This window comes from Brevibacterium sp. NPDC049920, assembly GCF_040656435.1.
Taxonomy (GTDB): domain Bacteria; phylum Actinomycetota; class Actinomycetes; order Actinomycetales; family Brevibacteriaceae; genus Brevibacterium; species Brevibacterium pityocampae.
Map to the genome: position 1 here is coordinate 21,862 of NZ_JBFAMF010000002.1, position 21,942 is coordinate 43,803.

Sequence of the window (21,942 nt, forward strand, 5' to 3'; positions counted from 1 at the left end):
TGCCACCGGTGAGCGCACGACGGCGCGGTCTGCTTGAATGTCCGGGTGCCTCTCCTCGCGCTCCTGAACAGATACCTCCTCGACTACCGCGGGCTCCTCCTCGGCGTCGTCGTGTTCCAGGCACTCCAGTCCTTCGGCCTGCTCCTCATCCCCACGCTCAATGCGCGGATGATCGACGAGGGCGTCGCCCGCGGCGACGTGCCGACGGTGTGGGCCTACGGCGGCTGGATGGTCGTCGTCGCCGTCCTCCAGCTCGGGTGCAACGGGATCGCGATCTACTGCGGCGCGAAGTGCGCGATGTCCGCTGCCCGCGACCTCCGCCGCGACGTCTTCCACCACGTCGTCGACATGGGCCACCAGGACGTCTCCCGCTTCTCCGCCGCCGGCCTCATCACCCGCAACACCAATGACATCCGACAGGTCCAGCAGTTCATCGTGCTCAGCGCGACGATGCTCGTCATGGCACCGCTCATGGCGCTCGGCGGGATCGTCATGGCCCTCGCCGAGAGCTTCCGCCTGTCGTGGATCGTCGTCGTCACGGTCGTCGTGCTCGGCGTCGTCATGGCGTTCATCGTCTCCCGCATGGTCCCGTCCTTCGCCGTCATGCAGGAGCGCATCGACGCCCTCAACTCCGTCACCCGCCAGCAGCTCACCGGGATCCGGGTCATCCGCGCCTTCGTCCGCGAGCCGGCCGAGGCGCAGCGCTTCGGGGAGGCCAACCTCGCGGTCACCGACGCCAACCTCCGGGTGGGCCGGCTGTTCTCGCTGATGTTCCCGCTCGTGATGTTCATCATCGGCGCGGCCTCGGCCGCCGTCGTGTGGTTCGGCGCGTTCGAGGTGCAGGGGGGCATGCTCGGGGTCGGCACCCTCATGGCCTTCATCCAGTACCTCCTCATGATCCTCATGGGCGTGATGATCGCCTCGTTCATGGCGATGATGATCCCGCGCGCCGCGGTCTCCGCCGGCCGCATCCTCGACGTCGTCGACTCCCCGGTGACGATCGACTTCTCCGGCACCCGGACCGACACCCCGGCGCCCGGCGAGGTCGAGCTGTCCGGGGTCGAGTACCGCTATCCCAGCGCCGAGGAGACGGTCCTCAGCGGAATCGACGTGCGGGTCCCGGCCGGGTCGACCCTCGCGATCGTCGGGGCCACGGGTTCGGGCAAGACCACCCTCGCCTCCCTCGTCGTGCGCCTCATCGACGCCGACGCCGGCACGGTGCGGATCGGCGGCACGGACATCCGCGCACTCGCTCCCGCTGTGCTCCACGCGCAGACCGGCTTCGTCCCGCAGCAGGCGTACCTGTTCTCCGGCACGATCGCCGACACCCTGCGCTTCGCCGCCCCCGGGGCGAGCGAGGAGGAGATGTGGGCGGCCCTCGACACCGCCCAGGCGGACTTCGTCCGCGAGCTCCCCGAGGGGCTCGACCACGAGCTCACCCAGGGCGGCACCAACCTGTCCGGCGGCCAGCGCCAGCGGATCGCGATCGCCCGCGCGCTCGTCGGGCGACCTCGGATCCTCGTCTTCGACGATTCCTTCTCCGCCCTCGACACCGCGACCGACAAGGCGCTGCGCGCCGCGCTCGCCCGGGACGTCGACGCGACGATGATCATCGTCGCCCAGCGGATCGCGACCGCCCGCGACGCCGACGCCATCCTCGTCCTCGACGAGGGCCGGATCGTCGGCCTCGGCACCCATGATGAGCTCGCGGAGTCGAACCCGGTGTACCGGGAGATCATCGATTCGCAGGCCGCCGCCGCGACCGGAGAGGGGGTCTGAGATGTCGATGGAGGACGCCCCGGGTTCCAAGGCCCGCGCCTTCGGGCCGACGATGAAGCGCCTGCTCGGCCGCTTCCGTCCCTTCACCCTCGCCGTCGTCGGCGCCGTGGTGCTCAACGCCGTGGGCATCGTCTTCACCGTCCTCGGCCCGCTCGTCCTCGGTCAGGCGACGAACCTCGTCTACGAGGGCTGGGTGTCCGGCCGGATGGAGGGCGGTCGGTCCCAGGCCGAGGTCGTCGCCGATCTCCGCGCCGCCGGCGACACGACGATGGCCGACATGGTCGCAGCGATGGAGATCGTGCCCGGTGCCGGGATCGATTTCGCCGCGCTCGGCCGGACGCTGCTGCTCACCCTCGCGGTGTACCTGCTCGGATCCCTCGTGATGTTCCTCGCGAGCCGGATCCTCAACTCCGTCGTGCAGCGGGTGATGTACCGGCTGCGCGAGGATGTCGAGTCGAAGATCCACGCGCTCCCCCTGTCGCATTTCGACCGGATGAAGCGCGGCGACGTGCTCTCCCGGCTGACGAACGACCTCGACAACCTCAACCAGGTGCTCAGCGAGTCCCTCGGGCAGATCGTCATGAGCCTGCTCACCGTCGTCGGCGTCCTCGCGATGATGTTCACGCTGTCCTGGCAGCTCACCCTCGTCACCCTCATCACCGTGCCGCTCACCGCGCTCGTCATCGGACTCCTCGGGGTCCGTTCGCAGCGGCAGTTCCAAGCCCAGTGGAAGGCCACCGGCGTGCTCAACACCCGCGTCGAGGAGTCGATCACCGGCCACGACCTCATCACCGTCTACGGCCGTGACCGTGTGACGAAGGAGCTCTTCGACGCGGAGAACGACGACGTCTACCGGGCGTCCTTCTCCGCCCAGATGCTCGCCGGGCTGATGATGCCGGCGATGCAGTTCATCGGGAACCTCGTCTACGTCGGCATCGCGGTCGTCGGCGCCCTCCAGGTCGCCTCCGGCCAGCTCCGGCTCGGCACCGTGCAGGCGTTCATCCAGTACTCCCGCCAGTTCTCGCAGCCGCTCGCGCAGCTCGGCGGGATGGCCGCGCAGCTCCAGTCAGCGGCGGCGTGCGCCGAGCGCGTGTTCGAGCTCCTGTCCTACCCGGAGGAGACCCCGGACACCGGGACCGCGACCCTGCCCGAGCGCCCGCGCGGCGAGATCGCCTTCGAGCACGTCGCCTTCGGCTACTCCTCGGACTCTCCGCTCATCACCGACCTCGGCCTGCGCGCCGCGCCGGGCACGACGACGGCGATCGTCGGCCACACCGGTGCCGGGAAGACGACCCTCGTCAACCTCCTCATGCGCTTCTACGAGGTCGATTCGGGCCGGATCACCTTCGACGGCGTCGACATCGCGGAGCTGCGCCGCTCCGAGCTCCGCTCGCACATGGGCATGGTCCTCCAGGACACCTGGCTGTTCGGCGGGACGATCGAGGAGAACATCGCCTACGGCAAGCCCGGGGCCACGCGGGAGGAGGTCGTGGCGGCGGCCGAGGCGTGCTACGTCGACCACGTCGTCCGCACCCTGCCCGACGGCTACGACACCGTCATCGACGACGACGGCGGCAACCTGTCCCAGGGCGAGCGCCAGCTCATCACGATCGCCCGCGCGTTCCTCACCCGGCCCACCGTGCTCATCCTCGACGAGGCGACCTCCTCGGTCGACACCCGCACCGAGCTCCTGCTCCAGCAGGCGATGCAGACCCTGCGCGCGGGCCGGACGAGCTTCGTCATCGCCCACCGGCTCTCCACGATCCGGGACGCGGACACGATCCTCGTCATGGCCCACGGCGACATCGTCGAGCAGGGCAGCCATGCGGAGCTGCTCGAGCGCGGCGGCGCCTATGCGGAGCTCCATGCCGCGCAGCTCGCCGCCGGCGGCTCGCTCGACGGGATCGAGGACTGAGCTACTGCTGCTCGATCCTGCGGCAGATCATGAGCTCGGTGCTCGGTCCCTCGCGCCGGGAGGCGAGCAGGCGCATCTCGAGCGGGTAGAGGAGGCGCCCGGCGAGCCCACCGAGGCCGGCCGCGGTGACCGTGCGCATGACGAGCGCCCACGCCCGGCGGCGCAGCCAGGGGGCGTCGACCTGGGCGTTCATGAGGACGAACATCGGGGTGTGGCGGATCGGCTCGAGGCCGGCGGCGGCGAGCTCCCGCTCGATCGTGTGCATCGACCGGTTGACCTGACGCGGGCCGCGCTGCTCGGGGCCGAAGAGGAAGTTCTCCGAGAACACGAACAGCCCGCCGGGACGCAGCAGGCGCGCGGCGTTGCGGAGGGCCTGGGCGTGACCGGCGTCGTCGGTGATGTGGAAGAGCATGTCCATCGCGGACACGATGTCGTAGGCGCCGGCGGGCACCGGGAGCTCGGGGGATGCGGCGTCGAAGGGATGGAAGTCCGAGTCCGGGAAGCGGCCGCGCAGATTGTTCACCGCGGCGGTGGTGATGTCGGAGCCGGTCACCCCTGCGACCCCGAGCTCGCGCCAGAGGTCGACGTAGAAGCCGGTGCCGGAGCCGATGTCGAACACCTCGGCGGTGGGGAGATCGATCGGAGCGGCGGCCATCTCGCGGAGGAACACCGCGCGCCTGACCCGGTACATCCAGGTGTTGAACGCCGCTCCGAGCGCGCGGTAGCCCACGCCCGTCTCCGTCCAGTCCTCGGCGAGGCGGTTCTCCCAGAAGTCCTTCGTCGACGTCTCCATGCCCCGATCCTACGGGTGAACTCAGATGAAGGGGTTGAGGAAGGGGTCGATCGCGATCGCGAGGAAGAGCACCGACAGATAGGTGATCGAGCCGTGGAACACCTTCATCGCGCGCAGCTGGGTGCCCTGGAAGCCCTGCTTCGCACGGCGGGTGAGCCCGTAGCAGAGGTACATGAACCAGGCGCCGGAGAGCAGCGCGGTGGCGATGTAGACCGGGCCCATCGGGGTGACGGGGATGAGGGCGAGGCTCGCGGCGACCATGAGCCAGCCGTAGGCGAGGATCTGCCGGCCGACGGAGGTCGGCGGCACCTTCGAGGGCAGCATCGGCACGCCGGCGGCGTCGTAGTCGGCCTTGTACTTGATGGCGAGCGGCCAGTAGTGCGGGGGCGTCCAGAAGAACACGACGAGGAACAGGATGAGCGGCTCCCACGACAGCGAGCCGGTGACCGCCGACCAGCCGATGAGCACCGGCATGCACCCGGCCGCGCCGCCCCACACGATGTTCTGGGCGGTGTGGCGCTTGAGCATGATCGTGTAGAACACGACGTAGAGGAGGATCGCCGAGGCGGTGAGACCGGCGGCCACCCAGTTGGTGAAACCGCCCATCCAGAAGATCGAGCCGATGCCGAGCGCGAAGGCGAACACGATCGCTTCGCGCAGGGACACCTCGCCGGTGACGAGCGGGCGGTTCTCGGTGCGGCGCATCTTCGCGTCGATGTCGCGGTCGAGGATGCAGTTGAACACCGAGGCCGAGGCGGCCGCGGCGGAGCCGCCGACGAGCGTGGCGAGGACGAGCCAGAGGTTGGGCAGGCCCTGCGCGGCGAGGAACATCACGGGTGCCGTGGTGACGAGGAGGAGCTCGATGACCCGCGGCTTGGTGAGCGCGACGAAGGCCATGAAGCGGGAGCGCCCGCCGGTCCGCGCCAGGAGTCGGGATTCGTCGATCGTCCGCCGGAGCGGACGCTCCACCTGTTCGGCGGCGCTGTGCTGGTCGCTGCTCACGTAAAGGGGTTCTCTTTCCTCTGGACACCGGATCCGACCATTCTACCCCTCGTAGACGTCCGCGCCAGTCCGCGCGCCGTGGTTCCGGACACCGGTACCGCACACTGCGGACCACCCGGTAGAGTCGGAGTCGACGAACCCCGAGCAGAAGGACAGATGCCCCCTCATGAGCCCTGTGACCTGGTCCGCGAAGGACTCCACGGCTGTCGACACCGCACGTCTGCTGGCCGCGGACGCCGTCCAGAAGGCCGGCAACGGTCACCCGGGGACCGCGATGAGCCTCGCGCCCGTCGCCTACTGCCTCTATCAGCACACGATGGTCCACGATCCGGCCGACCCGCAGTGGCTCGGCCGGGACCGCTTCGTCCTGTCGGCCGGCCACTCGAGCCTGACCCAGTACGTCCAGCTCTACCTGTCCGGCTACGGCCTCGAGCTCGATGATCTCAAGGCGCTGCGCCAGTGGGGCTCGCTGACCCCCGGCCACCCCGAGGTCGGCCACACCGCCGGCGTCGAGATCACGACCGGGCCGCTCGGCTCCGGGCTCGCCTCGGCCGTCGGCATGGCGATGGCCGCCCGGCGGGAGCGCGGGCTCTTCGACCCCGACGCCCCGGCCGGCGAATCGGTGTTCGACCACCGCATCTACGTCCTCGCCTCCGACGGCGACCTCCAGGAGGGCGTGTCCTCCGAGGCGTCCTCGCTCGCGGGCACGCAGGAGCTCGGGAACCTCATCGTGATCTGGGACGACAACCGGATCTCCATCGAGGACGACACCTCGATCGCTTTCACCGAGGACACCGCGGCCCGCTACGCCTCCTACGGCTGGCACGTCGAGCACGTCGACTTCACGCAGGGCGGCACCGAGTACCGCGAGGACATCGACGCCCTCGCCGCCGCCCTCGACGCCGCCCAGGCCGATCCCCGCCCCTCGTTCATCCGGCTCTCGACGATCATCGCCTGGCCCGCGCCGACGGCGCAGGGCACCGGCGCCTCGCACGGCGCCGCCCTCGGCGAGGAGGAGATCGCGGCGACGAAGACCCTGCTCGGATTCGACCCGGCCGAGCAGTTCGCCGTCGATCCCGCCGTCCTCGAGCACGCCCGCGCCGTCCGGGAGCGCGGGGCCCGCGCGCACACCGACTGGAACGCCTGCTTCACCGCCTGGCGCGAGGCCCAGCCGGAGCGCGCCGCGCTCCTCGACCGGCTCCTCGCCCGCGAGCTCCCCGCCGGCCTCGACGAGGCGCTGCCGGTGTTCGAGGCCTCGACGAAGGGGATCGCCACCCGCGCCGCGTCCGGTCAGGTGCTCAATGCGATCGCCCCGCTGCTGCCGGAGCTGTGGGGCGGCTCGGCCGACCTCGCCGGCTCGAACAACACGCTCATCAAGGGCGAGGCCTCGTTCCTCCCCACCGAGCGCAGCTCCGACATGTTCGCCGGCGACCCCTACGGCCGCAACCTCCACTTCGGGATCCGCGAGTTCGCCGCGGGCCTCGCGTGCAACGGCATCGCGCTCCACGGGCCCACCCGCCCGTACAACGGCACCTTCCTCGTGTTCAGCGACTACCAGCGCCCGGCGGTGCGGCTCGCCGCCCTGCAGGAGCTCCCGACGGTGTTCGTGTGGACCCACGACTCGATCGGCCTCGGCGAGGACGGCCCCACCCATCAGCCCGTCGAGCACCTGAGCGCGCTCCGCGCGATCCCCGGTCTCGACGTCGTGCGCCCGGCCGACGCGAACGAGACCGCGGTCGCCTGGCGACGGATCCTCGACCGCACCGACGGGCCCACCGGACTGATCCTCACCCGGCAGAACGTCCCGGTCCTCGACCGCGGCGAGTACGCGCCGGCCGCCGGGGCCGCCCGCGGCGGCTATGTGCTCCTCGACTCCCCCGGCACCCCGGAGGTCATCGTCATGGCCTCGGGCTCCGAGGTCGCGATCGCCCTCGAGGCCGCGCAGACGCTGCGCGAGCGCGGCACCGCGGTGCGCGTCGTGTCGATGCCGAGCCACGAGTGGTTCGACGCCCAGCCCGCCGAGTACCGCGAGTCGGTGCTCCCGGCCGCGGTCGCCGCCCGCGTGAGCATCGAGGCCGGCACCGCGCTGAGCTGGCACCGCTACCTCGGCACCCACGGACGCGCGGTGTCGCTCGAGCACTTCGGCGCCTCGGCCGACTACCAGCGGCTCTACACCGAGTTCGGCATCACCGCGGAGGCGGTCGTGACAGCGGCCGACGACGCGCTCGCCGCAGCGAAAGGATGACCATGACCACCCCCCTGGCCGAGCTCTCCCGCGCCGGCGTCTCGATCTGGCTCGATGACCTGTCCCGCTCCCGGATCACCTCCGGCAGCCTCGCCGCGCTCGTCGCCGACAAGCAGGTGGTGGGGGTGACGACGAACCCGACGATCTTCGCCGCCGCGCTCGCTGACAGCGAGGCCTATGCCGCGCAGCTCACGCCCCTCGCCCGGGACGGCGTCGACCTCGAGACCGCGGTGGAGATGCTCACCTGCGACGACGTCGCGAAGGCCGCCGACATCCTCGAGCCGGTGTACCGCGCCTCCGGGGGCGTCGACGGCCGGGTGTCGATCGAGGTGCCGCCGGACGCGGCCCGCGACACCGAGGCGACGATCGCGCACGCCACCCGGCTGTGGGAGGCGATCAACCGCCCCAACGTCATGATCAAGATCCCCGCCACGCTCGAGGGGCTGCCGGCGATCACCGCGGTCGTCGCCCGCGGGATCAGCGTCAACGTCACCCTGATCTTCGCGCTCGACCGCTACCGGAAGGTCGTCGAGGCCTACATCAGCGGCCTCGAGCGGGCGCGCGAGGCGGGCATCGACCTCGCCGGCATCCACTCCGTCGCCTCGATCTTCGTGTCGCGCGTCGACACCGAGGTCGACCGCCGGCTCACCGCGCTCGGCACCGACGAGGCCCTGCGCCTGCGCGGGCAGGCGGGCGTGGCGAACTGCCGGCTGGCCCACCAGATCGCCGGTCAGCTGTTCTCGAGCGAGCGCTTCGAAGTGCTCGAGGCCGCCGGCGCGCACCCGCAGCGTCCGCTGTGGGCGTCGACCGGGACGAAGAACCCCGACTATCCCGACACCCTCTACGTCAGCGAGCTCGTGGCGCCCGGCACCGTCAACACCATGCCCGAGGCGACGCTCGAGGCCTTCGCCGACCACGGCGAGGTGCGCGGGGACACGATCGGCTCCGGCTACGGGCAGGCGAACGCGCTGTTCGATCGGCTCGCCGCCCTCGGCATCGACTACGCCGAGGTGATGGAGCAGCTCGAGGCGGAAGGGCTGCAGAAGTTCGACGCGAGCTGGGCCGAGCTGCTCGACACGGTCCGCACCCAGCTGGAAGGAGCCCGCGCATGAGCCCCATCGACTTCGGTTACCCCTCCCCCGCCGAGTTCGACGACGAGGTCCGCGACCTCGTCACCGCCCACGTCGCCTCGCGGATCAGCGTCGGCGACGGCACCCTGTGGGGCGACGCTGCGGCCCCCGAGGCCTCCCGCCGACTCGGCTGGGTCGATCTGCCGACGAGCTCGACCGGTCTGCTCGCGGAGATCGCGGAGCTGCGCGCCGAGCTCCTTGCCGAGGGCGTCGACATCGTCACACTCGCGGGCATGGGCGGCTCCTCGCTCGCCCCCGAGGTCATCTGCGCCACCGCAGGAGTCCCTCTCGAGGTGGTCGACACCACCGATTCCGGCCAGATCGCCGAGGCGATCGGCACCGACCTCTCCCGCACCGTGCTCGTCGTGTCCTCGAAATCGGGCTCGACGGTGGAGACCGATTCGCACCGCCGCGCCTTCTCCTCCGCGTTCGAGGCCGCCGGCATCGACCCGGCCTCCCGGATCGTCGTCGTCACCGACCCCGGCTCACCGCTCCACGAGCTCGCTCTCGAGCTCGGATACCGCCGCGTGTTCCTCGCCGACCCGGAGGTCGGCGGCCGCTACAGCGCGCTCAGCGCCTTCGGACTCGTCCCGTCCGGCCTCGCCGGGGCGGACATCGGCGCGCTGCTCGCCGAGGCCCAGGAGATCGCACCGGCGCTCGCGCTCGACGAGCCGACGAATCCCGCGATCCAGCTCGGCGCCTTTCTCGGCGTCGCCCACGCCCGCGACACGGAGAAGCTCGTCGTCGCCGCCACCTCGAGCCCGATCGTCGGGTTCGGGGCGTGGCTCGAGCAGCTCGTCGCGGAATCGACGGGCAAGGACGGCGAGGGCATCCTGCCCGTCGTCGTCGAGGGGATCGACGCCCCGGGCTTCGTCGACGCGGGGGCGGACGCGATGCTCCTGTTCATCGGCCGCGCCGAGGGCGAGCACCAGCCGATGTCCGGCTTCGCGTGCGCCGTCGACGCGCCGCTCGGTGCCCAGTTCCTCCTGTGGGAGTACGCGACCGCGATCACCGGCTACAGCATCGGGATCAACCCCTTCGACCAGCCCGACGTCGAGGCGGCGAAGGCCGGGGCCCGCGAGATGCTCGACGGGGGCCTCGGCACCGGTGCCGAACGGCCCGCGTTCACGCACGGGGCGGTCGCGGTGTTCGGCCCGCCCGAGCTGCTCGACGGCGCCGACACCCTCGAGGACGCGCTGCGCGCGCTCGCCGACAGCGCCGAGGAGTACGGATACGTCGCGATCCAGGCCTACCTCGACCGGACGAGCGACACCCGCGCCGCACTCATCCGGCAGGCCGCGGCGCTCCGCACGGGCCTGCAGACGACCTTCGGCTTCGGCCCGCGCTACCTCCACTCGACCGGCCAGTACCACAAGGGCGGTCATCCGAACGGGGTCTTCCTCCAGATCACCGCGGACTCGCGAGCCGACCTCCTCATCCCCGGCCGCGACTTCACCTTCGGCCAGCTCCAGGCCGCGCAGGCCGCCGGGGACGCACGGGTGCTGCGGGAGCGCCGCCGTCCGGTGCTCCGCCTCCACCTCACCGACCGGGCCCAGGGCATCGAGCAGATCCTCGCCGCCTTCGGCTTCGAGGCCTGAGCCCGCCGCAGCAGCGGACGGGACGCGACAAGCGAACGCACGGAACCCCGGACCGCAGGGTCCGGGGTTCCGTCGTGTACGAGGTGGGGCGTCCTACTCGAAGCGGACGATGAGTCCGAGGAGCACGATCGAGGCCCCCCAGATGATCGCGACGAGCGTGGTGAAGCGGTTGAGGTTGCGCTCGGCGACCCCGGAGGAGCCGAGGTTCGAGCTCATCCCGCCGCCGAACATGTCCGACATGCCGCCGCCCTTGCCCTTGTGGAGCAGGATGAGCAGGATGAGGAAGAGGCTGGTGAGGATGAGGACGCCCGTGAGGGACCAGGTCAGAACAGTCACGACGGCAAGCCTAACAGAGAGCGGATGGGAGTGCGGACAGGGGCGGCGGCGCGTCCACCGGGCGGTGGAGCACCGCGCCTACCGGGCGGTCGCGGCCCGGCACAGCGCGGCGAAGCCGTCCGGGTCGAGGCTCGCGCCGCCGATGAGAGCGCCGTCGACCTCGGGGTGCTCGGTGATCTCCGCGACGTTGTCGGCCTTGACGCTGCCGCCGTAGAGGAGGCGGACCGACTGCGCGGTGTCCGCGCCGAGCAGCTCGCGCAGCTTCTCGCGCAGCGCGGTGCACATCTCTGCGGCGTCTGCGGCGGTCGCGGTCTTCCCGGTGCCGATCGCCCACACCGGCTCGTAGGCGACGACGAGCCCGCCGAGGTCTGCCGACGGCAGGTCGTCGAGGGCGGCGGCGAGCTGGTCGAGCGTGTGGGCGACGTGCTCGCCGGCCTCGCGGACCTCGAGCGGCTCCCCGACGCAGAGGATCGGGGTGAGCTCATGGCGCAGTGCGGCCTCGACCTTCGAGCGGACCTGCGCGTCGGTCTCGCCGTGGTGCTCACGGCGCTCGCTGTGCCCGATGATGACGTAGCTGCAGCCGAGGCGGGACAGGAAGCGGCCGGACACCTCTCCGGTGTAGGCGCCCTCGTCGTGGGCGGAGAGGTCCTGACCGCCGTAGGCCATGTCGAGCGAGTCGCCCTGGATGAGGGTCTGCACGGAGCGGATGTCGGTGAACGGCGGGAGCACGACGACGTCGACGGCCGTGAGGTCGACCTTCGCGTCGCGCAGCGCCCATGCGAGCTTCTGCACGGTGGAGATCGCCTCGAGGTGGTCGAGGTTCATCTTCCAGTTGCCGGCGAGCAGCAGGGTCCGGTCGGTGCTCATCTCAGCGCTCCTCGTCGGACAGCACGGACAGGCCGGGCAGCGTCTTGCCCTCGAGGTACTCGAGGCTCGCGCCGCCGCCGGTGGAGATGTGGCCGAACTGCTCGTCGGCGAAGCCGAGGTTGCGGATGGCGGAGGCGGAGTCGCCGCCGCCGACCACGGTGAGGCGGCCGTCGGCCACGCCGCCGTGGGCGTCGGTGAGGGCCTCGGCCACAGCGCGGGTGCCGGCCGCGAAGGCCGGGAACTCGAACACGCCCATCGGGCCGTTCCAGAACACGGTGCGCGCCGCGGCGATCCGCTCCGCGTAGGCGCCGGCGGATTCGGGGCCGATGTCGAGCCCCATGCCCTGCGCACCGGCCGGGGTGTCCTCGAGGGAGTCGACGGGGCGCACCCAGTGCTCCGCATCGGCAGCGAAGGACTCCGCCATGACGATGTCGGTGGGGAGCACGATCTCGACGCCGCGCTCGGCGGCGTCGGACAGGTAGGACTTCACGGTGTCGAGCTGGTCCTCCTCGAGGAGGCTCCTGCCCACCGCATACCCCTGTGCGGCGAGGAAGGTATAGACCATCCCGCCGCCGATGATCAGGGTGTCGGCGCGCTCGAGGAGGTGGGAGATGACGCCGAGCTTGTCGGACACCTTGGAGCCGCCGAGCACGACGACGTAGGGCCGCGCCGGATCGGTGAGGAGGCGGTCGCACACCTCGACCTCGGCGGCGACGAGCCCGCCGGCCGCGGCCGGGAGCAGGGTGGCGATGTCGTAGACACTCGCCTGCTTCCGGTGGACGACGCCGAAGCCGTCGGACACGTAGGCGTCGGCGAGAGCGGCGAGCTGCTCGGCGAACTCGCGCCGCTCCGCCTCGTCCTTCGAAGTCTCCCCCGGGTTGAACCGGAGGTTCTCGAGGAGGAGGATCTCGCCGTCGGCGAGGGCGGCGGCCTTGGCGCGCGCGTCCTCGCCGACGGTGTCGGACGCGAACTCGACCGCACGGCCGACGGCCTCGGCCAGCACCGGCACGACCGGGGCGAGCGAGTACTTGCCCTCGGGCTTCCCCTTGGGGCGGCCGAGGTGCGCCATGACGATGACCTTCGCACCGGCCTCCGCGAGTGCCTTCAGCGTCGGGGCGGAGGCGACGATGCGACCGGTGTCGGTGATCGTCGTCCCGTCCATCGGGACGTTGAGGTCGCTCCGGACGAGCACGCGCTTCCCGGCGTACTGCGAGGGAGTGTCGAGGGTCTTCATGGCTGCCTTTCGTCGTGCCGCTGCCGGCCGGTGCCGGGTCGGGTCAGAGGGACTTTCCTACGAGCTCGACCATGTCGAGCAGACGCTGCGAGTATCCCCACTCGTTGTCGTACCACGACACAACCTTGACCTGGGAGCCGAGCACCCGGGTGAGGCCGGCGTCGAAGATCGAGGAGTAGTCGCTCATGATGATGTCGGAGGACACGATCGGGTCCTCGGTGTAGTCGAGGATGCCCTCGAGCTCACCGGTCGTCGCGGCCTTGACCGCGGCGTTGACCTCGTCGACCGTGACGCTGCGCGAGGGGGTGAAGGTCAGGTCGACGAGCGAGCCGGTGGGCACGGGGACGCGCACCGCGAAGCCATCGAGCTTGCCCTTGAGGTTCGGTAGGACCTCCGCGACGGCCTTCGCCGCGCCGGTGGTCGTCGGCACGATGTTGATCGCGGCGGCGCGCGCCCGGCGCAGGTCCTTGTGCGGGCCGTCGACGAGGTTCTGGTCGCCGGTGTAGGCGTGCACCGTGGTCATCAGCCCGGACTCGATCCCGAAGGCCTCGTCGAGGACCTTGGCGAGCGGGGCGAGGCAGTTCGTCGTGCACGAGGCGTTGGAGATGATGTGCTGCGTCTCCGGATCGTACGTGTCGTCGTTGACGCCCATGACGAACGAGCCGTCGATGTCCTTGCCGGGCGCGGACAGGATGACCTTCTTGGCACCGGCGGTGAGGTGCGCGCCGGCGGCCTCCCCGGTCTTGAACTTGCCCGTCGCCTCGACGACGACGTCGACGCCGAGACCGGCCCAGTCGATGTCCTTCGGGTCCTTGATCGCGGTGGCCCGGATCCGCTCACCCTTGACGGTGAGCGATTCGTCGTCGTGGCTGATCTCCCCGGGGAAGGTCCGCCACACGGAGTCGTACTTGAGCAGGTGTGCGAGGTGCTCGTTGTCGGTGAGGTCGTTGATCGCAACGATCTCGACGTTCGTACTCTCTGCTTCGTCGACCTGACGGAAGAACGAGCGGCCGATGCGGCCGAATCCGTTGATACCCACGCGAATGGTCATGCCTGTGCCTCCTTGAAGGGGTTCGGGGCGGTTCTGCTTCATCCTAGTCAGACCCGCGGACACAACCCCAGCCGAGCGTCGAATCCGAGTGAAGATCACATGAATCCCGCACCCCGCACCGATCCGGGCACGGGGCGGCTCACGAGTCCTCGAGCATCTCCTGGGTCAGGCTCGCCTCGGTGCCGGGGATGCCGAGGTCCTCGGCCTTCTTGTCCGCGGTCGCGAGCAGCCGCCGGATGCGGCCGGCGATCGCGTCCTTGGTCATCGGCGGTTCGGCGAGCTGGCCGAGCTCCTCGAGGGAGGCCTGCTTGTGCTGGAGCCGAAGCATCCCGGCGTAGCGGAGGTGCTCGGGCACGTCGTCGGCGAGGATCTCGAGCGCGCGCTCGACACGCGCCCCGGCCGCCACCGCCGCGCGAGCGGAGCGGCGCAGGTTCGCATCGTCGAAGTTCGCGAGCCGGTTGGCGGTGGCGCGCACCTCGCGGCGCATCCGCCGCTCCTCCCACACCAGCCGAGTGCTCTCCGCACCCATGTTCGTGAGCATGTCGCCGATCGCCTCGCCGTCGCGGATCACCACCCGGTCGACCCCGCGGACCTCACGGGCCTTCGCCCCGATCCCGAGGCGCCGGGCGGCGCCGACGAGCGCGAGCGCGGCCTCCGGCCCGGGGCAGGTGATCTCGATGGCCGCCGAGCGGCCGGGCTCGGTGAGCGAGCCGTGGGCGACGAAGGCACCGCGCCAGGCGGCGCGGGAGTCGGTGAGCGAGCCGTTGACGATCGCGGAGGGCAGCCCGCGCACGGGCCTCCCCCGGCCGTCGATGAGACCGGTCTGACGGGCGAGCGCCGGACCGTCCTGGCTCACCCGCACGAGGTACCGGTTGCCCTTGCGGATGCCGGAGGCGCCGACGACGACGACCTCGGCGACGTGGCCGAACAGCTCCTTGATCTCGGTGCGCAGGCGCCGGGCGACGGCACCGGTGTCGAGCTCGGCCTCGACGACGATCGAGCCGGCGACGATGTGGAGCGCCCCGGCGAACCGCAGCACGGTCGACACCTCGGCCTTGCGCGCCGAGGTGCGGGTGATCCTGAGGCGAGCGAGCTCGTCCTTGACCTGTGCGGTCAATGCCATGGGAGTTCCTTCCTCACCACTGCTCGTCCACAGTGATTCCGGCGTCGATGAGCAAATCACGGTAGCATGCCGCGAGCTTGAGGCTGTCGTGGGCGCGGGGCCGGCGGGACTCGAGCGGCCGCGACCACAGCCGGGCCCCGAAGCGCCGCTCCGCCGCGCGGGCGAGCGCGGGTTCGTCGGCGGCCGCCGCGCTGTCGACGAGCACGGCGTCGAAGCGCAGCTCCGGGGCGTGCGCGTGGAGCGATTCGAGGTGGTCGACGAGGGTGAGGTCCGCGGTCTCGGCCTGTGCCCCGGGCAGGTTGAGGGTGAGGCACTTGTAGGCCGTCGAGGCGACGATCGCCTCGGCGAGCTCGGGCACGAGCAGGTGCGGCATGACGGAGGTGTACCAGGACCCGGGTCCGAGGTTGAGCACCTGCGCGGCGCGCACGGCCTCGATCGTCTCCCGGCGGGCGGGCGGCGCCTGCGGGTCGAGGCGCACGTGGTCGACCCGGCCCGGGGTCGCGGCGAGCTGCGACTGCCCGCGGATCACGCTCGTCGGCCCACCGGGGCGGAGCGCGACGTCGGCCTCGATGACGAGCGGGACGGAGGACATCGGCAGCACCCGTCCGTGGGTGCGCAGCAGCCGCGCCATCCAGTCGAGTCCCTCGACGTGGTCCCCGAGGAGCTGCCACAGGGCGGAGATGAGGAGGTTGCCCACGGAGTGCTCGTCGAGCGGACCGCGGGACTGGAAGCGGTGCTGGATGACGTCGCGCCAGGTGCGGCCCCACTCGCCGTCGTCGCAGAGTGCGGCGAGCGCCATCCGCAGGTCGCCCGGGGGCAGCCCACCGAGCTCCTCGCGGAGCCGGCCCGAGGAGCCGCCGTCGTCGGCCACGGTGACGACCGCGGTGAGGTTCTCGGTCAGCAGCCGGAAGGCCCGCAGCGCGGCGTAGAGCCCGTGCCCGCCGCCGAAGGACACGATCATGGGCCCGCCGGAGGGCTGCTTGGCGGGTCGGCTGAGGTAGAGGGGCAGCTCCTCGGTGCGGATCAGCCCGGGATGCGGGTCCATGCTCATTCCCGTCCGAGGTCGCGGTGCCGGACGCTCACCGAGGCCTCGGTCCGGTCGGCGAGGCGCCGGGCGAGCTGCTCGCTGATCGCCACCGAGCGGTGCTTGCCGCCGGTGCAGCCGATCGCGATGGTGGCGAAGGAGCGATTCTCGCTGAGGTACCCCTCGACGATGATGTCGAGGAGCGCGAGGTAGCGGTCGACGAAGCTCAGGGCGCCCGGCTGGGACAGCACGTAGTCCGACACCGGGGCATCCTGGCCGTTGAGGCCGCGCAGATGCGGGATCCAGTAGGGGTTGGGGAGGAAGCGGACGTCGACGACGTGGTCGGCGTCCTTGGGGATGCCGTACTTGAATCCGAAGCTCATCACCGTGAGCTTGAGCGCAGCGGCGCCGTCCTGGCCGAAGGCGGCGCGCACCTCGGCGCGGAGCTGGTGGACGTTGAGGTCCGAGGTGTCGATGGTGATGTCGGCCCGGTTGCGCAGCGGGGCGAGCTCGCGGCGCTCGGCCTCGATCCCGTCGATGAGGGTGCCGTCGCCCTGGAGCGGATGCGGACGGCGGACCGATTCGAAGCGGCGCACGAGCACCTCGTCGCTCGCGTCGAGGAAGAGCACGCGGATCCCGATCCCCTGGTCCACGTAGTCGACGAGCACCTGCTCGAGCTCGGAGAACATCGAGCGGGCGCGGACGTCGGCGACGACGGCGACCTTGGGCAGCGCGCCGTCGGCCCGGGCGACGAGCTCGACGAGCGGGGCGATCATCTGCGGCGGGAGGTTGTCGACGACGTACCAGTCCATGTCCTCGAGCGCGTTCGCCGCCGTCGAGCGTCCGGCCCCGGACATCCCGGTGAGCACGAGCACCTCGAGTGCGGTCGCGGGCGAGGTGGTCTCGACGATCTCCGGCGGCTCAGTCATCCGGGCTTCCTTCCGCTGCGGTGGCTTCCGCTCCTACGGTATCCGATCCCGGGTCCTCCCCGGTGTCCCCGCCTGCGGCCCCCGGCGGGCCGAGGGCGGCGTGGATGCGCTCGGCGAGCGCCGGACCGATCCCGGGTGCTCCGGCGAGCTCCTCGGGACTCGCGGCCCGGATCCGCCGGACCGACCCGAACCGGGCGAGCAGCGCCTTGCGCTTGGCCGGGCCGAGCCCGGGGATGCCGTCGAGGGCGGATGCCCGCATGCTCCTCCCCCGGCGCTTGCGGTGGTAGGAGATCGCGAAGCGGTGGGCCTCGTCGCGGATCCGCTGGAGCATGAACAGGCCCTCGGAGTTGCGGGGCAGCACGACGGGGAACTCGTCGCCGGGCACCCACACCTCCTCGAGCCGCTTCGCCAGGCCGACGACGGCGATGTCGGTGATGCCGAGGTCCTCGAGGGCGGCGACCGCGGCGTGCACCTGGGGCAGCGCGCCGTCGACGACGAGCAGCGAGGGGCGGTAGCCGAAGCGCTCGTCGGGCTCGGCGGACACGAGGCTCTCGAGGTAGCGGGAGAAGCGGCGGGACACGACGTCGTACATCGCGGCGGTGTCGTCGCGGGCGGCGTCCCCGGTGACGGCGAAGTGACGGTAGTCGCGCTTCTTCGGCAGCCCGTCCTCGAATACGACGAGCGAGCCGACGACGTCCTGGCCGCCGGTGTGGGAGTTGTCGATGCATTCGATGCGCAGCGGCGGCTCCGCGAGGTCGAGCGCCTGCTGGATCTCGGTGAGCGAAGCGCTGCGGGTGGTGAGGTCGGAGGCGCGGCGGGTCTTGTGGAGCTGGAGAGCCTGCTCGGCGTTCTTCGCCACGGTCTCCATCACGGCGCGCTTCTCGCCGCGCTGCGGCACCCGGATGCTCACCTGCGACCCGCGCATCTCCGTCAGCCACGCGGTGACGGTGTCGAGATCGGCGGGCAGGGTGTCGACGACGATCTCGCGCGGGATCGCCTCGGGCTCGACATCGGTGTACGCCTGCCGGAGGGAGTCGGCGATGAGCTCGGCGGGGCCGAGCTCCTGGAGGCGCTCGATGATCCAGCCGCGCTGCCCGCGGATCCGGCCGCCGCGCACGTGGAACACCTGCACGGAGGCCTCGAGCTCCTCGGCGACGAGGGCGAAGACGTCGACGTCGGCGTTCATCGACAGCACCACGGCGCTCTTGTCGAGGACCTTCTCGAGCGCGGCGATCTCGTCGCGCAGGCGGGCGGCGCGCTCGTAGTCGAGCTCGGAGGCGGCGGCGGCCATCTCCTCCTTGCGCGCGGAGATGAAGCGCCCGGTGTTCCCGCCCATGAACTCCGCGATGCTCCGGGCGAGGCCGCGGTGCTCCTCCGGCGTCACCCGGCCCACGCAGGGGGCCGAGCACTTGTCGATGTAGCCGAGCAGGCAGGGCCGCCCGGTGCGCTGGGCGCGCCGGAACACCCCGGGCGTGCACGTGCGCACGGGGAAGGCCCGGAGGAGCAGGTCGAGGGTCTCGCGGATCGCCCACACCTGCGCGAAGGGCCCGAAGTACTTGACGCCGGGCTTGCGCTTCCCGCGGGTGATGAAGGCGCGCGGGAACTCGTCGCGCAGGGTGAGCGCGAGGTACGGGTAGGACTTGTCGTCGCGGAACATGACGTTGAACCGCGGTTCGAACTCGTTGATCCACGTCCATTCGAGCTGGAGCGCCTCGACCTCGGTGTCGACGACGGTCCAGTCGACGGAGGCCGCGGTGTGGACCATCGCGAAGGTCCGCGGGTGGAGCCCGGAGGGATTGGCGAAGTACGAGTTCAGGCGGGCACGGAGGTTCTTCGCCTTCCCGACGTAGACGACCCGGCGGTCCGGGTCGCGGAACCGGTAGACGCCCGGCGAGGTCGGGATCTCGCCGGGCCGCGGCCGGTACTCAGTCGGATCCACTGCCGCCCGCCCGTCGACCGAGGAGCCCGGCCAGGTACTCGCCGGTGTAGGAGCCGGCGATCTGCGCGACCTCCTCCGGGGTGCCCTCGGCGATCACCGTGCCGCCGCCGCGACCGCCCTCGGGCCCCATGTCGATGACGTGGTCGGCCGAGGCGATGACGTCGAGGTTGTGCTCGATGACGATGACGCTGTTGCCCTTGTCGACGAGCCCCTGGAGCACCCCGAGGAGCTTGCGGATGTCCTCGAAGTGGAGACCGGTGGTCGGCTCGTCGAGGACGTAGACCGTGCGCCCCCGGGTGCGCTTCTGGAGCTCCGCGGCGAGCTTGACGCGCTGCGCCTCGCCGCCGGACAGCGTGGTCGCTGGCTGGCCGAGCCGCACGTAGCCGAGCCCGACCTCGACGAGGGTGGTGAGGTGCCGGGCGATCGCGGGCACCGCGGCGAAGAACTCCGCGGCCTCCTCGATCGGCATGTCGAGCACCTCGGCGATGTTCTTCCCCTTGAACCGGGCCTCGAGGGTCTCCCGGTTGTACCGCGCGCCCTCGCACACCTCGCAGGGGACGTAGACGTCGGGGAGGAAGTTCATCTCGATCTTGATCGTGCCGTCGCCGTGGCAGGCCTCGCAGCGCCCGCCCTTGACGTTGAAGGAGAACCGGCCCGGCTGGTAGCCGCGGACCTTCGCGACCTCGGTCTCCGAGAACAGGCGGCGGACGTGGTCGAACACGCCGGTGTAGGTGGCCGGGTTCGAGCGCGGGGTGCGCCCGATCGGCCCCTGGTCGACGTGGATGACCTTGTCGAGGTGCTCGAGCCCGCGCACCCGCTTGTGGCGCCCGGGCACCCGCTTGGCGTTGTTGAGCTTGTTCGCCAGCTCGGTGTAGAGGATGTCGTTGACGAGGGTCGACTTGCCGGAGCCGGAGACCCCGGTGACGGCGGTGAGGACCCCGAGCGGGAAGCTCACGGTGACGTCGCGGAGGTTGTTCTCCCGGGCGCGTTCGACGGTGACGACGCGCTTCGCGTCGACCGGGCGGCGGCTGCCGGGCAGCTCGATGCGGCGGCGCCCGGCGAGGTAGTCGCCGGTGATCGAGCGGGCGGCGTCGGTGAGCCCGGCGACCGGGCCCGAGTACACGACCTCGCCGCCGTGCTCGCCGGCACCGGGGCCGATGTCGACGATCCAGTCGGAGGACTCGATGGTCTCCTCGTCGTGCTCGACGACGATGAGCGTGTTGCCGAGATCGCGGAGCTTGACGAGGGTCTCGATGAGGCGGCGGTTGTCGCGCTGATGGAGGCCGATCGACGGCTCGTCGAGGACGTAGAGGACGCCGACGAGCCCGGAGCCGATCTGGGTGGCGAGCCGGATCCGCTGCGCCTCGCCGCCGGACAGGGTTCCGGCGGTGCGATCGAGGCTGAGGTACTCGAGCCCGACGTCGAGGAGGAATCCGATGCGGGCACGGATCTCCTTCATCACCTGCGCGGCGACCGCCGCGTCGCGGCCGCTGAGCTCGAGCCCGCCGAGGAACTCCCCGGCCTGGTCGAGCGCCATCGCGGAGACCTCGGCGATCGAGCGGCCGGCGACGCGCACGCTCAGCGCCTCCGGCTTGAGCCGGGTGCCCTGGCAGGCGGAGCACGGGACCTCGCGCATGTAGGACTCGTAGCGGTCCCGCGCGTGGTCCGATTCGGTCTCCCCGTGCTTGCGGAGGATGTACTGGTAGACGCCCTCGAAGCCGGTCGAGTACGTGCGCTCGCGACCGAACCGGTTGCGGTACTTGACGTGGACCTTGTGGTCCTTGCCCTCGAGGATCGCGGTGCGCTGCTTCTTCGTCAGCTCCGCCCACGGGGTGTCCATGTCGAAGCCGAGGTCCGCCCCGAGCCCGGCGAGGAGCCGGTTGAAGTACTTCGCGGTGCTCTTGCCCACCGACCAGGGCGCGATCGCGCCCTCGGCGAGGCTGAGGTCCTCGTCGGGGACGACGAGCACCTCGTCGACCTGGAGCTTGACCCCGATCCCGTCGCAGGTGGGGCATGCGCCGAACGGCGAGTTGAAGGAGAAGGTCCGCGGTTCGATCTCGTCGATCGTCAGCGGGTGCTCGTTCGGGCAGGACATGTGCTCGGAATAGGTGCGCACGGTGCCGTCGTCGACGAGCTCGATGTCGATCCGGCCGTCGGCGAGCGCGAGCGCGGTCTCAACGGAGTCGGTGAGCCGCTGGCGCATCCCCTCCTTGATGACGAGGCGGTCGACGACGGCGGCGATGTGGTGCTTGATCTGCTTGGCGAGCACCGGCGGCTCGCTGAGCTGGACCTGCTCGCCGTCGACGACGGCGCGCGCGAAGCCCTTCGCCTGGAGCTCGGCGAACAGGTCGACGAACTCCCCCTTGCGGCCGCGGACCAGCGGGGCGCGGACGATGAATCGGGTGCGCTCGGGCAGCTCGAGGAGCTGGTCGACGATCTGCTGCGGGGTCTGGCGGGTGATCCGCTCCCCGCAGGTCGGGCAGTGGGGGACGCCGATCCTGGCCCACAGGAGGCGGAGGAAGTCGTAGACCTCGGTGATCGTGCCGACGGTCGAGCGCGGGTTGCGCGAGGTCGACTTCTGATCGATCGACACCGCCGGGGACAGGCCCTCGATGAGGTCGACGTCGGGCTTGTCCATCTGCCCGAGGAACATCCGGGCGTAGGAGGACAGGGACTCGACGTAGCGGCGCTGGCCCTCGGCGAAGATCGTGTCGAAGGCGAGCGAGGACTTGCCCGAGCCGGACAACCCGGTGAAGACGACGAGCGAGTCCCGCGGGATCGCGATGTCGACGTTCTTGAGGTTGTGGGCGCGCGCGCCCTCGACCCGGAGCGTGTCGAGGTGCGACACGCCTCGAGCGCTCCGGGCGCGCCCACTGGTCTGCTCTGCCATCACATCGGTCACTCTATTCCCCTCCTCGGACACGGGTCCTGCGCCGCCCGCGTCCCCCTCGTCATCGTGTGTACCGTCGTCATGCCG

General features: G+C 71.1%; 16 protein-coding genes. 5 read left to right on the plus strand and 11 right to left on the minus strand.

The window, feature by feature from the left end; translation table 11 throughout:
• Positions 1–45 precede the first annotated feature (45 nt).
• Both AB0I45_RS01960 and AB0I45_RS01965 read left to right on the plus strand, forming a co-directional pair.
• Positions 46–1,779 (plus strand): ABC transporter ATP-binding protein, encoded by a 1,734-nt coding sequence (locus AB0I45_RS01960; protein ID WP_345031108.1) that lies wholly within the window; start codon positions 46–48, stop codon positions 1,777–1,779.
• A 1-nt stretch (position 1,780) separates the two neighbouring features.
• Entirely contained in the window at positions 1,781–3,694 is a 1,914-nt protein-coding gene (locus AB0I45_RS01965; protein WP_295688728.1) for an ABC transporter ATP-binding protein, read from the plus strand.
• A 1-nt stretch (position 3,695) separates the two neighbouring features.
• Here the strand turns inward: AB0I45_RS01965 and AB0I45_RS01970 are convergent, their stop codons facing one another.
• Entirely contained in the window at positions 3,696–4,487 is a 792-nt protein-coding gene (locus AB0I45_RS01970; RefSeq protein WP_295688727.1) for a class I SAM-dependent methyltransferase, read from the minus strand.
• Between the two features lie 21 nt (positions 4,488–4,508).
• Complete coding sequence (locus AB0I45_RS01975) at positions 4,509–5,432, minus strand: heme o synthase (protein ID WP_295688743.1); 924 nt, start codon at positions 5,430–5,432, stop codon at positions 4,509–4,511.
• A 223-nt stretch (positions 5,433–5,655) separates the two neighbouring features.
• Between AB0I45_RS01975 and tkt the strand changes: the two genes are divergently transcribed.
• Genes tkt through AB0I45_RS01990 form a run of 3 tightly spaced genes read left to right on the plus strand, consistent with a single transcriptional unit; the run spans position 5,656 to position 10,462 of the window.
• Positions 5,656–7,734 (plus strand): transketolase, encoded by a 2,079-nt coding sequence (gene tkt, locus AB0I45_RS01980; RefSeq protein ID WP_247424786.1) that lies wholly within the window; start codon positions 5,656–5,658, stop codon positions 7,732–7,734.
• Positions 7,731–8,846: a transaldolase gene (tal, locus tag AB0I45_RS01985; RefSeq protein WP_295688726.1), complete on the plus strand. Its 1,116-nt coding sequence runs from the start codon at positions 7,731–7,733 to the stop codon at positions 8,844–8,846. The genes tkt and tal overlap by 4 nt, the downstream gene beginning before the upstream one ends.
• Positions 8,843–10,462, plus strand: a complete 1,620-nt coding sequence (locus AB0I45_RS01990; RefSeq protein WP_137319762.1) for a glucose-6-phosphate isomerase — start codon at positions 8,843–8,845, stop codon at positions 10,460–10,462. Before tal ends, AB0I45_RS01990 begins: the two co-directional genes overlap by 4 nt.
• A gap of 93 nt (positions 10,463–10,555) precedes the next feature.
• Here AB0I45_RS01990 and secG read toward each other — a convergent pair whose 3' ends face one another.
• From secG to uvrA, 9 genes are all read right to left on the minus strand, one after another.
• A complete protein-coding gene (secG, locus tag AB0I45_RS01995; protein WP_137319763.1) occupies positions 10,556–10,798 on the minus strand; it encodes a preprotein translocase subunit SecG in 243 nt (80 codons plus the stop codon).
• 78 nt (positions 10,799–10,876) lie between these two features.
• Positions 10,877–11,665, minus strand: coding sequence for a triose-phosphate isomerase (gene tpiA, locus AB0I45_RS02000; protein WP_345031114.1), 789 nt, complete (start codon positions 11,663–11,665; stop codon positions 10,877–10,879).
• Position 11,666: 1 nt separating this feature from the next.
• The gene (locus AB0I45_RS02005; RefSeq protein ID WP_295688720.1) at positions 11,667–12,899 is read right to left on the minus strand and encodes a phosphoglycerate kinase; all 1,233 of its coding nucleotides are present in this window, start codon (positions 12,897–12,899) and stop codon (positions 11,667–11,669) included.
• A gap of 43 nt (positions 12,900–12,942) precedes the next feature.
• Entirely contained in the window at positions 12,943–13,950 is a 1,008-nt protein-coding gene (gene gap, locus AB0I45_RS02010) for a type I glyceraldehyde-3-phosphate dehydrogenase (RefSeq protein ID WP_247424799.1), read from the minus strand.
• A 139-nt stretch (positions 13,951–14,089) separates the two neighbouring features.
• Complete coding sequence (gene whiA / locus AB0I45_RS02015) at positions 14,090–15,073, minus strand: DNA-binding protein WhiA (protein WP_295688715.1); 984 nt, start codon at positions 15,071–15,073, stop codon at positions 14,090–14,092.
• A 13-nt stretch (positions 15,074–15,086) separates the two neighbouring features.
• Positions 15,087–16,118, minus strand: coding sequence for a uridine diphosphate-N-acetylglucosamine-binding protein YvcK (gene yvcK / locus AB0I45_RS02020; RefSeq protein ID WP_265809594.1), 1,032 nt, complete (start codon positions 16,116–16,118; stop codon positions 15,087–15,089).
• Between the two features lie 2 nt (positions 16,119–16,120).
• The gene (gene rapZ, locus AB0I45_RS02025) at positions 16,121–17,026 is read right to left on the minus strand and encodes an RNase adapter RapZ (RefSeq protein WP_265809595.1); all 906 of its coding nucleotides are present in this window, start codon (positions 17,024–17,026) and stop codon (positions 16,121–16,123) included.
• Positions 17,019–18,965: an excinuclease ABC subunit UvrC gene (gene uvrC, locus AB0I45_RS02030; protein WP_295688711.1), complete on the minus strand. Its 1,947-nt coding sequence runs from the start codon at positions 18,963–18,965 to the stop codon at positions 17,019–17,021. Before uvrC ends, rapZ begins: the two co-directional genes overlap by 8 nt.
• Positions 18,952–21,855 (minus strand): excinuclease ABC subunit UvrA, encoded by a 2,904-nt coding sequence (uvrA, locus tag AB0I45_RS02035; RefSeq protein ID WP_345031121.1) that lies wholly within the window; start codon positions 21,853–21,855, stop codon positions 18,952–18,954. The genes uvrC and uvrA overlap by 14 nt, the downstream gene beginning before the upstream one ends.
• Between the last annotated feature and the right edge of the window lie 87 nt (positions 21,856–21,942).